Below are 14934 nucleotides of genomic sequence, written 5' to 3' on the forward strand. Positions count from 1 at the left end.
CACACCGCATCCCCAAAAGGTACGGCGTACCTTTAGACCAATTTCACTTTCGCGAATTTAGTCTTGCTGCCCTTCACGACTTTGCCGTCGATCATTGCCGGCTGCAGTTTCATTTTACCATCGGTGACTTTTTGACCGTCGATTTGCACGGCGCCACCTTGAACCATACGATTGCCTTCACTGTTCGAGGCCGCAAAGTTCAACTTAACTAACAACTGAGCGACGCCTAGGCCCTCAGCCGGAATATCATTTTTGCTGATCTCAACCGTTGGAATATCGTCAGGCAAACCCTTGTCGACAAAGATACGGTTGAATTCGTCTTCCGCGGCCTGAGCTGCCTCAGCCGAGTGGAAACGTTTGATGATGAATTTTGCCAACTCCACTTTCACAGTGCGTGGATGTTTCTTTTTGCTGGCAACATCTTGTCTTAACTGTTCAAGTTCCGCAGCCGTAATGTCCGTCAGTAGTTCATACCAACGGTACATCAGATCATCTGAAATCTTCATCGTCTTACCGAACATGTCTTTCGGAGTATCGACTACAGATATATAGTTATCCAAAGACTTGGACATTTTGTTAACGCCATCAACCCCTTCCAGGATCGGCATAGTCAGGATACATTGTGGTTCTTGGCCATAAGCAGATTGCATCGAGCGACCGACCAAAAGATTGAACTTTTGATCCGTACCCCCCAGCTCCACGTCAGCTTTCAAAGCCACAGAGTCATAACCTTGAGTCAATGGATACAAGAACTCATGAATCGCAATCGGAGTGCCAGCGCGATAACGCTTCGTAAAATCGTCACGCTCAAGCATTTGCGCCACAGTATATTGTGCCGCCATTTTTATGAACTCCCCCGGGGTCATCTTGCCAATCCAAGACGAGTTGTACACGATTTCGGTTTTGTTCGGATCTAGGATTTTAAAGATCTGCTTCGCATACGTACGACCGTTTTCCTCGATCTCGTCACGTGAAAGAACCGGACGAGTTGAGCTCTTCCCTGTCGGGTCACCAATCGTCGCCGTGAAATCACCAATCAAGAAAATAATATGATGGCCCAGATCCTGGAACGTTTTAAGTTTATTGATAACAACAGTATGACCGATATGAATATCTGGACGAGTCGGATCCGCCCCCAGCTTGATACGAAGCGGAGTGTTCGTTTCCTTAGAGCGCTTCAATTTCTTAAGCATCTCTTCGTCATTAATAAACTCAGCAACGCCGAATTTAATTCTCTCTAACTGTTCTTTAGGATCCAAAAAACTCATTATCTTGCGTGCTCCACACTGCGAGTCTCACGAACAACTGTCACTTTGATTTGGCCAGCCTGAGGAACTTCGCGTTCGATCTTACGAGCGATATCGCGAGATAACATCACGGCCTGGTCATCAGTTACTTTTGCAGATTCAACCAAGACGCGAACGTCTTTACCGGCTTGAAGAGCCAAAGTTTTCAAGACGCCATCAAAGCTGTTACCGATGGATTCAAGGTCTTCCAAACGGTGGATAAAGGAATCCATCTGCGGACGACGAGCACCAGGGCGCGCGCTAGACAAGATGTAAGCCGCGTGAACAATCCAAGCCAGGATAGAATGAGGTTTTTCCTCTTCATCATGAGCGCGGATCGCGTGACATACGTCTTCAGATTCAGAATATTTTTTAGCGGCTTCCGCACCAACAAGTGCATAGCTGCCTTCTGCAGTGTGATCGATAGCTTTACCGATATTGTGCAAAAGACCCGCACGTCGTGCGAGTTTCACACTCACGCCCAACTCTCCTGCAAGCAAGCCCGCGATGTTGGCAACTTCAAGTGCTTGGTTCAAAGCATTTTGACCTTGGTAATTACGGTATTTCAAACCGCCAATGATTTTAATCAATTCTGGGTGCATGTTGGGAATACCCAGCTCCAACACGTGGCGCTCACCCTCTTCTTTGATGGCTTTCATCAATTCGTTACGTTGTTTTTCAACGACTTCTTCAATACGCGCTGGATGCACACGGCCGTCTTCCATCAATTTCTCGATCGTTCTGCGAGCTAGCTCACGGCGAACTGGATCGAAACCAGAGATAACCACGGCTTCCGGAGTATCGTCGACGATTAAGTCCACACCACAGTGAGCTTCCAAAGTTCTGATGTTACGTCCTTCACGACCGATGATTTTACCTTTCATCTCGTCGTTGGGAAGTGCCAAAACGCTGACAGTTCTTTCGGAAGTGAACTCCGATGCAAAACGCGACAACGCTGTTGCCAAGATACGCTTTGCTTTAACTTCAGATTCTTTTTGAGCTTGCTCTTCGATTTGGGTGATTTTTTTAGAAGCTTCGATTTTCGCTTCGTCTTCAATGGCAGCCAACAATTGACGTTTAGCTTCGTCCTGGGACATACCCGCAACGGATTCCAATTTCTGTTTTAGTTCGCCAATTTGAGATTCGCCTTTTTTCTCAAGTTCTTTGATACGGTTTTCAGAGATCGCGATTTTTTCTTCGCGGTCTTTCATCGTGTTCAAATAACGCTCATTTTCTTCCATTTTTTGTTTGAATTGCTGTTCGATTTCTTTCAAACGGCGATCCAATTGAGCTTCTTTGTTTTTCAACGTGGAATTTTGCTTATGAATGTCAGCTTCCACATTCTTACGGGCGCGACCTTCAAAATCCTTCGCACGAGTCTCAGCGTCTTTTTTTAGTTTCGCTGCTTCAGACTTGGCTTTGTTAACGATTCGCTCTGCCTCAACGCGTGCAGATTTTTTGCTGTTATTGTCCTGAATGCGTTTCACCATGAAAACAGCGACACCGCCCAAAATTAAACAGATAATGGCTGTGATTAAAATTTCCATTTCTTCCTTTTCTCCTCAAGCTCTAGTGAAGCTCGTACTGCTGGCAAACGATCAAACCCGACTCCGTGATGATGTAATCCATCTTTTCGTCGTGGGCTTCCATGGGTAGTGTCTGTTCTGAAATTTGAAAATCAAAACAAACCCCCACCTTGATTCCTTTAAAGTGAGCAAGGGTTTTGTCATAAAAACCTTTGCCCTTACCAAGGCGGTTGCCATTCTTATTAAAAACTAATCCGGGAATCAGCAGGCCGTGAATGCCATTGAGATCTATGATAGCGGAGTTGGGATCAGGCTCCAAAACGCCAAAGGCGCCCTGGCTGAAACCTGATGCAAAACAAAACTCAAGTTCGTTTCCTTTTGTACGGGGAAACGCCCAGTCGATATCGTGGATTTGAAAAATCTCATCCACGCTGGCTTCTTGAGCGAGGGCGCGATAGGCACCCCAACATCCGTTCTGCTTAGACATAAAGTCCTGCAGAAATACATTCAACTGCTGCTGGTTTTGAACAAGACCTTGCGCAAACTCTTGGGCGCAAAGAGATTTATAAAAGGAACGACATTCCTGTTTAGAGCTCCAAGAGGGCATGGGCACTCCAAGAGAGTTACATCAAAGTTAGTTGTTCAAAACCTTGTTGTTCTTGGAGTTTTCAAGTTCCAAAGATAGCTGCATCGTTTTTTCCTCGAGCTTATCGAGTTCACGCTGCGCTTTTCTTTTCAAAAGGATGAGTTCTTCCGCGAGATTCATCGCTGTCAACACAGCGGCATTCTGGAAGGAACCGTTTTTCGTAACGGCCATTGCTTGATTCATTTTGTTATTAACAAAGTCGACGAGTTCCTGAACTGTGGCATCGTCGTGTGAGGATCTAAGTTTGTACGGGACTCCTGCAATGAGGAAATTAAAGTTCTTTTTCTCAGCAGTCACCGTGTCTCCTCTTTCAATCGCTAATGGGCTAAACCTTTTAAAACTCTAGAAAAATCCTAGAACAACACTAAAAAGTATAGCTGTAACGAGAAGCGGTATTCAACCAATTATTTCTTAGTGCAAGTGCAAATAATCCCCAGCTCAGACTCGCTACTGCAAGACAGGCTGCGCTTTCGCGCCGACCCCTCGAGATTGAACTCCGTCACCTCGTGGAAATTGCGTTTGTAAGTAGAGCTCACTCCATTTAGCTTCGTGTCAAGATAGGAGTAGATGTCACTTCTGATCGTGGAGTTTAAGAGGAAACCGTTGATAATCTCCTGCTTAGGGTTGGTGCGTTGATTTTTCGTGAGTGCTATATCTGTAAGCACCCCATCTGCCTGCACCTTTTGAACCGTCAGCTCAATCTTTGGCTTTTTGATCGAGGTGGTTTCATTTTTTAAGATCAGATTAAACTCTTGTTTGTCCGCATCCAGATAGTTCACTTTTCTTTGACGCAACTGCGAGCGAACCGTCACGAACTTCTCATCCGCCAGCTCCTTAAGCTTCGTCAAATTAACTTTGAACGCCAAACTGTCATCTTTAAGTTCTGGGAAACACTTCAGCACATTTTCGTACGACACCGAAACCGGCGTCGCGGTTGGAGGCGGCATTTTAGTATTCGGCTGAGCGCTGGCGACCAACGGTGCGAGAAAAATAAAAGGGACGAAGCTTTTCATCCCTTTATCGAAGCATAGAATTTGTTTTGAGCCAATTTTATTTCATTCCGGTGAGGTCGGATTAAAAACTTGAGTTGTTCGCCGGGCTGTTTAAGGCGTCCAGCAAGATGGGATCCTGACCGTAATCATCATCAGCGAAACCTACTTCTCCGTTACTCTTGGCGAAAACAGTCAAATAGTGCAAATACACTGTGATCGGTTTCGCAAGTGAAACGACTTTCGTTGCGCGAGACTCAGACTCTGTCTGTGACGGTACGATTTTCAGAATTTCGTCCATGGAGTATCCAGGTTTATCTTTTAGTAAGTAAGCAGCAAGATCCAAGGGTCTTTGCAGTCTTACGCAACCAGAACTCGCATGGCGGTTCTCATCATTAAATAGATCTCTTTCATTTGTATCATGCAGGTAAATGCTAAAGCTGTTTCCATCCAGTGGGAACTTAACCACGCCCAAGGCATTATCGTAACCTTGTTTTTGCACGATAATATAGCGGGCACTTTGCAAGTCCACTTCGGTAATTTTAGTCCAATCAGGATTTTGAGCAGGGACGTAATTTACGATTTTACCGTTCTTGTATTCTGCCTGCAGCAAATACATTTTGTGCTTATCCAGGTAAGTCGGATCCTTTTGAAGAATCGGAAGCTTATCCTTGATAGCGATCGATGAAGGCACCGTCCAGGTCGGATTAAACTCGACACGAGAGATTCTACGAATCATTAAAGGAGTTTTTCTAACATCACGGCCATTGATTGTCCTGAATTGCAATTTCACGGCTTCCGGAGCCCATTTTTTCTCTTTTTCTGACCAAAGACTATCATCGCGTAAATTGAACTTTGTCATGGCGACATTCACGAAAATATAACGTGTATCCATTTTGCGTGGAATCCAGCGGTATCTTTCCATATTCAGTTCAATCTGTTTGATTCTTTGCTCCAGTGGCACATTTAAGTGATTCAACACCTTCGAAAAGTTCGCGCCGATTTTTCCATCGACTTTCAAACCGCTGTTCAATTGAAACGCTCTAAGGTTTTTATCAAGCTCATCATCAAACACCGGGGACTGATTCGAAATACGGTAACCCAGTTGACTCAATCTTTCCTTAACATCAGCAACGGCAGCGTCCTGAATCCCTTTTGAAAGCTCTTTCCCCGCAGGCTTGATGACCTTCCAGGATTTATTTGCAAGACCTCGAAGATTTGCCAACGCCAATTTCAAATGTCGATATTCGGGAATAACTGGGTGAAGTTTCTCAGTTTCTTCAATGAGCAGTTTTGCGGGACCTCTGGCGACCAATTTCAATCGCAACATAAAGTCCTTCATTTCAACTTGGGCCATTTCGATATTTGGATCAAATTCCTTTGGGTTAAATCTGCCTTTGTAGATGTGATGGGCATATCTTAAATAAGCCTCCGACATTTTAACATCAAGCTCAGCCAACTCCTGCACGCTCACATTGCTACCCTCAAAAATCGGGTCCCAGACATGAGCCCAATAGACATCCCAAAGACCATGAGCAGGCGCTTCCTGTAGCAATTTTCTAAGAGCCACACCCTTAGCATTAGGCTGAAGCGAATTCATATCGATCCACACCGGCTGATAAGGCTCATTCATTCTTTGCTTGGTGTCTTTGTCAATTTTTACGAAACTATAAAACTCATTCAATTTCTTTGTATTCAACAAAACCTGATAGTTCGCGGCTGCCGGATTGCTGACAGCATCCTGAATCAATCGGGTCATCTGTGAGGATTGAGCGTCAGGCACCAGCGCTTGTGCATTACTGAACAACGGAAACAGCAAAAAGATGCCGATGATGATCAGTAGGACTTCGTTGCTGCTGATAAAATCTTTCATTTTCATAGGAACCTCACTCATATCAGTAACTTCCAACTTCTGTGCCACCCGAGCGGGGTTATATTCGCTATGGGCTCGCATATGGCCGGAGGTAACAAATACTGTCAGCCAGTGACACCTGACGTGACTGTCTCATTCTGAGACGTGGGGCTTGACCCTTCCCGGCGCGTCGGCATATTCCTCAGATAGAATCCTTGTTTACCGCCACCGTGGCGGTAAAATATCACTCGCTTCAAAAAAAATGCGTCGACAATTCATCGCGTTTTTTCGCGGTAATCCTCATCCTAATCCAGTCACAATCATCCTCTTATTTCTCACCGTGATCGTGCTCTCAAATTGCTGTTCTCGCGCTACTTCAATTTGCTAGAAAATTCTGCTAATTGTGACTATGAATTTCCGGATCTATTTCCAAAGATTAATGCGTCAATTTTAAATAAATTATTGACGGAAAATTTGAATCTCTACGATTCCCCTTGTGTCTCGAATGGTGTTTGAATTTTCTAATAAATGATTTTTTAGTTTTATCTCGAGGAAGAGCCTCCAACGCGTTTTATGAGAGAATTCGCGCCGTGTTGTTTACGCCGCTGAAAATGCTTTGAAAAACCTTGTGGTATGTTGCTTTCAAATTCGGGAGGTTTGTGTGAATTTGAAGTTTCTTAGTGAGATTGAGCTTGATGAAAGAATTAAAACTTTGGCTCAGCGAGAGCGACATCTTTTGCATGAAGTGCTTTTAACGATTAAAGAAATTGATTCTCGCAAAACTTATTTGGAGCTGGGATTTGGCAGCCTTTTTGACTATTTAGTAAAGGGCATCGGATATTCTGAAGGAAGCGCACAACGCCGCATCGATGCGACCCGCTTGATTCGCGAAATTCCTGCTGTCGCTGACAAGATACAAAGTGGTGAATTGAAATTTAATCAAATTTCCTTGGTGCAAAGAGCTGCGCGCGAAATCTTAAAAAATCAATCCGTCAAAGTCACTGCAGAACAAAAACTTCAGGTATTTGAAGATCTTTGCGGAAAGAGCCATTCGGAATCTCAATTTAAAGTGGCAGCATTTTTTGAATTGCCTGTGGTGCAGTCTGCTCAACAAAAAGTTCAGGCTGATGAAAGTGTTCGAGTTGAGTTTACACTTTCCAAAGAAGCTTTTGAAAAAATCAAATACGCCCAGGAGCTTTTGTCGCATGCGGTGACGACCCAGGATTTGGGTCAGTTTTTGGCATACCTTTCGGAAAAGGTCATCCGTCAGAAAACGGGGTTTAAAAACCAAAACCGGAAAAGCTCTACTTCTGATGGCATTTCTACCGCCACCGTGGCGGCAAGAAAGACACCGGCACTTAAGAATGTAAAGCAATTAAGACATCAGCAGCAGTGCTGCCAATATATTGATCCGGATACTGGCCGACGTTGCGAAAGCAAATGGCTTCCACAAGTCGATCACAAGCAAAGTCGTTGGGCTGGAGGCAATCATCAGTTGGAGAATTTGCAGATACTTTGTGCTGGTCACAATAGGCTCAAATACAGAAAAGAGAACGGTGTCAAATATTCGTCATAGAGACAGACAGACAGACAGACAGAAGAAAGGGTGATTGCGGAAAACGCAAAACTTGGCGGAAGTGCGTCGTTTAAAAATAGTCTGCCGCAGGGTTATTACGTCTGCGGCAGTGAATAAGAACTTAGTACGCGGATAGACGACGAGTGCCCGTTTGTAAGAAACGAACGATGTCCACGTCAGGGGGATTGGCGATGCCGACTCCTGGTTTTGGACCGGTTAACTCGCCCAGCGAGTAATCCATGCGGGTGTCGTAAGTACGCTCGTACTGATTGCGCAGCCAGCGTTCGGCGTTGTACCAGGCGCGTTTGTTTTGGTTGTCGGGGCAGGATGCTAACTCTGACGATGATTTAGCTCCCCAGCGCAACTCTGCGCAGTGGTAGGGGTCGAAGCTCATGTCGAAGACTCTTTGGCGAGCTTGTTCTAAATTCATGGTCACAGCTTGGCCGCGACTGTTTGTATATGAGAACTGACATGCACCTGCATCGCGATTGTAAATCGCTAGCAAATCGCCTCGCAGATTATTTCCGCGATACACGATCGTTGGATCACCCACCTGATAGCGTTGAACCATGCTGCGAGTTTGTGCGAGCAAGTTCATGAACGAAACTTTCAGGCGCGCATCACGGGATGGCGAAGCGAACTGTTCCCACTCCCCTGTTGTACCGAAAATATTTTGTGGAAGACGGTCCGGATGAGGTTTATTTTGCACGCCCGAACGCAAAGCCACGTCGACCGCTTGCACACGATCTTTTAAATTCACGCACAGGTCAGCCACCATGCTTTGCATGTCTTGCAACGGATCGATACGCAATTCACCGTTCGCCAGCATGATCCGCAGGTATTCATAGTAATCCACCGCGCGACCATTATAGATGAATTGCCCCTTTGACCACTGTCCATCAGGATCAGGACGGTTTCCATAGAATTGCTCTAAGCTGTAGTATGGCAATGTGTTGTTCTTAGCTCCCAACACTCGTCCACCGATATAGGCTCCGCTGGAATCTTTTTTTGCCCCCGTCAAAGTCAAAGGACGGAAATTTTTAAAGCCAGCACCTTGATAAGGATTGCTGCGCTCGAATTTTGGATTGTACATGCCCGATGTCAAAGTATTGTCAGGATGGGAATCGATATAATAAATCTGCCCGTCCGTCGTCACTTTATAAACGACCGCCACGTGACCATTTGGATCATAGATAACAGTACCTGGGCGAATACTGAACCGAGTCAGCTTCACCGGATAGAAATCAGAGAACATATTACCGTCCTCGGTTCCCATCATACGAAACGTCGCCGACAAAGTCGTATTCGTGATGGTTCCGTTCAACAATGAAACTGCATTTGGATAGCGCGAGGCCAAAATCCCAAATCCATAATCGAAATCTTCAATGTTATAGATAAAGGCTTTACGATTTCGACCATTTCCCGCAACCACATCGAAACGCCCCGTCACGTAATTTCCAAAAGGTGTGTACCGAATGTCACCGTTATTTCCCGCCACAGGGCGAGCGTTGACTCTGCTTGCAACAGACATCGGCAACGCATTTTTCCACGCGTAATAAGAGCGCAGATAATATGGAAGATCCGCGCAATCCGCATAGTACGCGAGACCTGAGGGGTCCGAAGAATAGTACGGATTTGCATTACTAGTCAGACATCCTTTGACGGTGTCACACTGGCGATTCTCGACGGCAGCACCTATGCGCGCGATAAAGTTCGAGAATCCCTCTTCGTCCTGTGTTGACCACTGAGTTTTCGTTACTCTCCAATCCCGGGTAGCGTAAGGACTCCACTGCGCTTGACTCATCGCAGACATAAAAAACATCGCACCAAGGCCCAAAATCCATTTCATGAAACCTCCAGTTCGTGCCGCGGGGCACTTTTACAAATTCGAATTTTTTAGTCGCCCACAATCCACTTTGTGATATACGACGACTCGATTTTGTAATTTATGCAATTGATCTCGGGGGAACAATCCATGATGAAGTTTATTGGTAAAAGTCGTGTGAACACAGCATTCTGCATGCTAGTTGCCACTTTGACGCTGAATGCATTTACAGCATCACAATCTTTCGCACAGGCGCAAATTATGGCCGTGGCGAAAAACCAATTGGTTGTTGGAAAAACTTATTTCATCGCTGCTGATAACTTGAATCTTCGCAGCTCCAACAATACATCGTCTTCTGACAATATCGTGGGTCAACTTTCCATGAATGACGAAGTCGTTTTGGTAAATGCTTTGGGCGAAGGCACTCCCCTTGTTCAAATCAAATTGATCAAATCGAAATCTGTTCCAAGCGACGTCGCGCCTCAATTGTTCGTTTCGAAAGACTACTTGTCTGACAAAGTTTATGAAGCTCCGGTTTTGAAGTACTTTGTGATTCAGAACGTAGCGACCGAGAAAACTCGTGTTTACGAGCGTTGCGTAACTTACCCAGGCTGCCCTCACAAACTTGTAATGGAAACTGATATGGTTGTGGGCCGCAACGAAGAAGGTACAAAATCAGATCGTTATGCCTACATGACCTGGTTGGGCCACGCGCGCATCTCTTCATGGGTTAAATTCTACTCTGACGGCATGCAAACTTACCCAAGCTGGTACACTGCGGGTCAGGATCTTAAATCTATTCCTAAACCAATCTCTTCCAACTCGTCTCGCGTGATCGGTTCTCGCAAATGGTTGACGAAGCAAAATGGCAAAGACACTGTTTACGGTGCTTTTGGTTGGTATGCGGCGAAGCTTTCACCTTCTGACGATGTGAACGGTGTGAACAGCCAATGGATGCACGGAACTATTGGTTGGGGTGTAGACGGCTCTGACGCTATCGACATCACTCGTGGTTTCTTCATGAACATGTTCTCAAACCCGGGTTCTCATGGTTGCACTCGCTTGGAAAATCGCGCGATCGCTTACCTTCGTGAAATCTTGCCTGTGGGCACAGACATTTACCGTGTTTATGCTCGTGAATCGACTCGTGAGCGCCAAACAATCCTTTCTGACGACACAGTGATTCCACTAAGCCGTTACAAAGACGTTTATAACAACCCAGCACGTTGGGATTACATTCTGTTGACTGATGGTGCGCAAAAATCTGGTGGCTTAAGTGCTGACGCGACAAACATCATCACAAAAAACATCCCAGTGATCCAAGGTCAAAACTTCCTTGAACAAGGTAGCTACATGGTGGACCGCTATCCAACGGCAGCTCAGTTGAACTATAAAAATTCAGCGAGCTCTGGTAAATCCGGGGACCGTTACCGTATTGACTCTGGTAAATCTAAAGAACCAACAAACTTCCGTGGTTACTTCCTGGTGGATGAGGGTCGTTTCATCGATTACCAGCATCCAAATGCGCAGGCAGTTAAAGGTAAAGTTAAAGTCAGCGGACTTCTTGATTTCAGAACTTCAGTTCCTGAAAGCTTGAAAGCAACTGGCTACCACTTCCCGCCCAACATCATCTACTAAGATGAATTTTCCCACTGACATTTGCATGACAGGCGCAACGGGGCTCGTAGGTAACGAGCTCCTTTTGCTTTTGGGGAGTATTGAACACGTAGGCCACGTCACAGTTTTGACCCGCAAGCCTTTGGGTCGCTTTCCAGCGAAAATCGAAAACATTGTTTTAGACTTTGATAAACTGGCGACGTCTGCAGCCTCTCTTAAGGCTCATACGTTCATTTGCTGCCTGGGAACCACCATTAAAGTGGCGGGATCACAGGATGCCTTCCGCAAAGTAGATTATGACTATGTGATGGATTTCGCAAAAATCGCCGAGAAAGCCCAAGCGCAAAAGTTTCTGGTGATCTCTGCCATGGGAGCGAATGCTGAATCTTCGGTGTTTTATAACCGCGTAAAAGGCGAAATGGAGCGCGATCTTCGTAAGCTCAATATCCCGCAGATTGAAATCTTCCGCCCGTCCCTGCTATTGGGAGAGCGCAAAGAACACCGTACCGGCGAAGTACTCGCACAAAAACTAAGTCCGGTGATGAATGCTTTATTGATTGGGTCGCTTAAAAAATACAAAGCCATTGCTGCAAAAGATGTTGCAAAGGCAATGGCTCTGGCGGCTTTGAATTTTAATCAGGGACAATTCATTTACGAGTCTGACGAAATTCAAAGAATGTCAGACTCGATCAAATCAGACGTGGGCTTGGAATAAAGAGTCCACGAACTCCTGTGCCGAGAACGTGCGCAAATCCTGAATACGCTCGCCGACACCAATCAACTTAATTGGAATCTGCAATTCTTGAGCAAGGCCGACAGCGACGCCACCTTTTGCGGTGCCGTCCATTTTCGTCAATACGGCACCTGTTAGCTCCAAAGATTTATGGAACTCTTTGGCTTGCATCAACGCATTTTGACCCGAGTTCGCATCCAGAACGATCAATGTCTCGTGAGGTGCTTCTGGAATAACCTTCGTCATCACACGTTTCATTTTTTTGATCTCTTCCATCAAATTCGCCTGCGTATGCAAACGACCTGCGGTATCCACGATCACCACGTCATAGTTTTGCGCTTTACCTTTGGCAACTGCATCGAAGGCCACGGCACTTGGATCTGTCACACCTTCTGGCGAGTAGATTTCCACTTGCGCACGGTCTGTCCAAACTTTCAACTGACCTCCAGCGGCCGCACGGAATGTATCGCCCGCAGCCACCAAAACTTTTTTGCCCTCTGCCGCCAATTGCGCCGAGATTTTACCAATGGAAGTCGTTTTACCCGCACCATTCACACCCACGATCATCAAAACCGTTGGACCACTGGTTGCGAATTGAATCTTAGACAAGATACCTGTCGTCGGAGCCGCTGAATGAGAAGCAGCAAAAATGTTTTTGATTTCTTCCTTCAGAGAATCACGAACTGTGTCGTAATCCGCGCGTTCTTTGCGGGAAAGCTTTTCATGCAAAGCACCCATCAGACGTTGCACCGTCACCGGGCCCAAATCGCTGGTATAAAGAATTTCTTCGATATCATCGAGGTGCTGATTCGCATCACCCGATTTAAACAGATTGCGAATGCGACCGAAAAGATTTTCTTCCGTTTTTTTAAGAGCATCAGCCAAATCGACAGCTGGCAAATCAGACACGATCTGACCCGTAGAATCCAAGTGAGCCAGAACAGGTTCTTCAACTGCCATCGTCGGCATTTCACGTTTTACTTCGTGAGTAAGCGCTTCCGTTTTAGCTTCAGCTTTTTGTTCGGAACGCACGCGCTTCCAGAAACTAAAGAAAATCACTCCAAAGATGACCGTGAAAAGAACGGCGGCAATGCCGAAGAGAACTTCAATTTGTTGTTCATGTCCTGGTGACATTTCTTCTCCTTAGAATAAGTGCCGTTTTTCTAACTCACATTTCAGGCGGAGTGAACCCATCTAGCCCTTAGCCCTGAGCGTTACTTTCTAATGCATTGCAGCGCAACTAGGAAGCCGACCATGGCCTAGTTTTGTTAAGTATTTGTTAAAAAGAGGCCATGTTTTATCAACCGTCTCTGACTCCACACCGATGAGTTCCTCACATTGGAGGACACCATGTTTAGAAAGTTTTGGTCTGGGATCCGCGGCAAATTGCTTTTCCTGGCGATACTGCCGGTCTTCGGCTCTGTGGTTCAGGCCTATCTTAGCTTGAATCGCGCCGAACGCATGAACGCATCGATTTCTGAACTGACTATAAACGTTCTTCCAACCATTGAAACCATGGCTGAAATACGAAAGGCGCGAAATGCCTCACGTCAATGGTTCTGGTCTTCCATCGTTCATGCCGCGGATGAAAAAGCCCGTATGGCAGGAATTGAAAAGGCCACAGCCGAATACAATATTCTGGTAAAAAACTTTTCGTCTTATGCAAAAGTCCCCATGGTGGGATTTGAAAAAGAAGAGTACCCAAAAATCCAATCCGTGCTTCCGGAGTACGATCAAGTCTTTAAGAGCATAGCGGAAAACATAAAAAAAGGAACGCCAGAGTCTTTAGCCGCTGCCACCTATACGATGGATCACCGCTATCTGGAAATCGGAACAATGATTGCAGCCTACTGCGATAAAGTTGTTGGGTATTATAATAACTACGGCCACGAACAAAGTGTGAAGACAACGAAAGATTATGCCGAACTAAAGAGCGCGAACATTTGGACGTCCATTATTTCGACGGCCATTTTATTTCTGATAACGTTTTTAATGTCGGAATATATAGTAAAACAAGTTTCTTCGGTATCGACCGATCTGACTAAAACTGGTCAACAGGTGCGCGAATCCATTGAGCAGCTTTCTAAAGCTGGTGTGACTTTGTCTCACTCGGCAACCTCTGCTGCCGCCTCGCTGGAAGAAACTGTGGCCTCCCTTGAGGAAATGAACTCGATGGTTCAGATGAACTCAAACAATGCCCGCCAGGCAGCACAACTTTCCCAAATATCATATCAGTCTGCAGAGCGTGGCGAAAAGGAAGTGCAACTTCTGATCACCTCGATGAAGGACATCTCGCAATCCTCAAAACGCATCGAGGAAATTACAACTGTTATTGACGATATCGCCTTCCAGACAAATCTTTTGGCGTTAAATGCTGCTGTTGAAGCCGCGCGCGCCGGAGAACAAGGTAAAGGATTCGCTGTCGTTGCTGACGCTGTTCGGGGTCTGGCACAAAGATCCGCCTCTGCAGCAAAAGAAATTTCTAACCTGATCAAAGAAAGCGTTCATAAAATCGATTCAGGAACCCAGATCGCAGATAAATCCGGAGTGGTGCTGAGCGAGATCGTAAATTCAGTTAAAAAGGTTGCCGACATCAACACCGAAATTGCCGAAGCCAGCTCTCAACAAGCAACTGGTTTGCAACAAATAAATAAGGCGATGTCTGACCTGGATCAATCGTCGCAAAACAATGCTGCGTCGGCCGAGCAAATTGCCAGCACATCGACAGAGATTCAAAACCAAGCCACAGACGTGGAAAATGACGTGGCCCATTTAAACATCATCGTCTTAGGTCGTAGAGCCCAAGGCGTTCCTGGTCATAGAGCCGAAAGTCGAAAAGCAGCTTAGGCTGCTTTTCGACAGCCCTACCCCGCGAGTTTGGCCA

12 protein-coding genes are annotated in these 14934 nt (G+C 45.8%); 4 read left to right on the forward strand and 8 right to left on the reverse strand.

The features are described 5' to 3' along the window. Positions 1 to 32: 32 nt before the first annotated feature. The 6 genes from tyrS to DOM22_RS14280 form a co-directional block, all read right to left on the reverse strand. The gene (gene tyrS / locus DOM22_RS14255; protein ID WP_142701024.1) at positions 33 to 1268 is read right to left on the reverse strand and encodes a tyrosine--tRNA ligase; all 1236 of its coding nucleotides are present in this window, start codon (positions 1266 to 1268) and stop codon (positions 33 to 35) included. Next, positions 1268 to 2833, reverse strand: a complete 1566-nt coding sequence (rny, locus tag DOM22_RS14260; RefSeq protein ID WP_142701025.1) for a ribonuclease Y — start codon at positions 2831 to 2833, stop codon at positions 1268 to 1270. The genes tyrS and rny overlap by 1 nt, the downstream gene beginning before the upstream one ends. A 22-nt stretch (positions 2834 to 2855) precedes the next feature. Beyond that, positions 2856 to 3419 (reverse strand): 5-formyltetrahydrofolate cyclo-ligase, encoded by a 564-nt coding sequence (locus DOM22_RS14265; protein WP_246845659.1) that lies wholly within the window; start codon positions 3417 to 3419, stop codon positions 2856 to 2858. 27 nt (positions 3420 to 3446) lie between these two features. Beyond that, the gene (locus DOM22_RS14270; RefSeq protein WP_142701027.1) at positions 3447 to 3755 is read right to left on the reverse strand and encodes a cell division protein ZapA; all 309 of its coding nucleotides are present in this window, start codon (positions 3753 to 3755) and stop codon (positions 3447 to 3449) included. A 107-nt stretch (positions 3756 to 3862) separates the two neighbouring features. After that, on the reverse strand, positions 3863 to 4471 hold the full coding sequence (locus DOM22_RS14275; RefSeq protein WP_246845660.1) for a hypothetical protein: 609 nt from the start codon (positions 4469 to 4471) through the stop codon (positions 3863 to 3865). A gap of 61 nt (positions 4472 to 4532) precedes the next feature. After that, the gene (locus DOM22_RS14280) at positions 4533 to 6326 is read right to left on the reverse strand and encodes a murein L,D-transpeptidase (protein ID WP_168196664.1); all 1794 of its coding nucleotides are present in this window, start codon (positions 6324 to 6326) and stop codon (positions 4533 to 4535) included. A 634-nt stretch (positions 6327 to 6960) separates the two neighbouring features. On the opposite strand from DOM22_RS14280, the gene DOM22_RS14285 reads away from it, so the two are divergent. Further along, positions 6961 to 7875, forward strand: a complete 915-nt coding sequence (locus DOM22_RS14285) for an HNH endonuclease (RefSeq protein WP_168196665.1) — start codon at positions 6961 to 6963, stop codon at positions 7873 to 7875. 121 nt (positions 7876 to 7996) lie between these two features. Here DOM22_RS14285 and DOM22_RS14290 read toward each other — a convergent pair whose 3' ends face one another. Continuing rightward, a complete protein-coding gene (locus DOM22_RS14290) occupies positions 7997 to 9724 on the reverse strand; it encodes a hypothetical protein (RefSeq protein ID WP_142701030.1) in 1728 nt (575 codons plus the stop codon). A 126-nt stretch (positions 9725 to 9850) separates the two neighbouring features. On the opposite strand from DOM22_RS14290, the gene DOM22_RS14295 reads away from it, so the two are divergent. Continuing rightward, positions 9851 to 11338, forward strand: a complete 1488-nt coding sequence (locus DOM22_RS14295) for a L,D-transpeptidase (RefSeq protein WP_142701031.1) — start codon at positions 9851 to 9853, stop codon at positions 11336 to 11338. A 25-nt stretch (positions 11339 to 11363) separates the two neighbouring features. Continuing rightward, the gene (locus DOM22_RS14300; protein WP_142702239.1) at positions 11364 to 12032 is read left to right on the forward strand and encodes an NAD(P)H-binding protein; all 669 of its coding nucleotides are present in this window, start codon (positions 11364 to 11366) and stop codon (positions 12030 to 12032) included. Here DOM22_RS14300 and ftsY read toward each other — a convergent pair. After that, positions 12012 to 13184, reverse strand: coding sequence for a signal recognition particle-docking protein FtsY (ftsY, locus tag DOM22_RS14305; protein ID WP_142701032.1), 1173 nt, complete (start codon positions 13182 to 13184; stop codon positions 12012 to 12014). The two genes, DOM22_RS14300 and ftsY, sit on opposite strands and share 21 nt — an antisense overlap. 216 nt (positions 13185 to 13400) lie before the next feature. On the opposite strand from ftsY, the gene DOM22_RS14310 reads away from it, so the two are divergent. Beyond that, a complete protein-coding gene (locus DOM22_RS14310) occupies positions 13401 to 14897 on the forward strand; it encodes a methyl-accepting chemotaxis protein (RefSeq protein ID WP_142701033.1) in 1497 nt (498 codons plus the stop codon). Positions 14898 to 14934: the final 37 nt, after the last annotated feature.

It is taken from the genome of Bdellovibrio sp. ZAP7, assembly GCF_006874645.1.
Taxonomy (GTDB): domain Bacteria; phylum Bdellovibrionota; class Bdellovibrionia; order Bdellovibrionales; family Bdellovibrionaceae; genus Bdellovibrio.

Bases quoted from the DNA above. Each gene is read 5' to 3' on its own strand.
- ftsY (WP_142701032.1), bottom strand. From the start codon at position 13,184: ATGTCACCAGGACATGAACAACAAATTGAAGTTCTCTTCGGCATTGCC.
- DOM22_RS14265 (WP_246845659.1), bottom strand. From the start codon at position 3,419: ATGCCCTCTTGGAGCTCTAAACAGGAATGTCGTTCCTTTTATAAATCT.
- tyrS (WP_142701024.1), bottom strand. From the start codon at position 1,268: ATGAGTTTTTTGGATCCTAAAGAACAGTTAGAGAGAATTAAATTCGGC.
- DOM22_RS14275 (WP_246845660.1), bottom strand. From the start codon at position 4,471: ATGAAAAGCTTCGTCCCTTTTATTTTTCTCGCACCGTTGGTCGCCAGC.
- DOM22_RS14280 (WP_168196664.1), bottom strand. From the start codon at position 6,326: ATGAAAATGAAAGATTTTATCAGCAGCAACGAAGTCCTACTGATCATC.
- DOM22_RS14290 (WP_142701030.1), bottom strand. From the start codon at position 9,724: ATGAAATGGATTTTGGGCCTTGGTGCGATGTTTTTTATGTCTGCGATG.
- DOM22_RS14295 (WP_142701031.1), top strand. From the start codon at position 9,851: ATGATGAAGTTTATTGGTAAAAGTCGTGTGAACACAGCATTCTGCATG.
- rny (WP_142701025.1), bottom strand. From the start codon at position 2,833: ATGGAAATTTTAATCACAGCCATTATCTGTTTAATTTTGGGCGGTGTC.
- DOM22_RS14310 (WP_142701033.1), top strand. From the start codon at position 13,401: ATGTTTAGAAAGTTTTGGTCTGGGATCCGCGGCAAATTGCTTTTCCTG.
- DOM22_RS14300 (WP_142702239.1), top strand. From the start codon at position 11,364: ATGACAGGCGCAACGGGGCTCGTAGGTAACGAGCTCCTTTTGCTTTTG.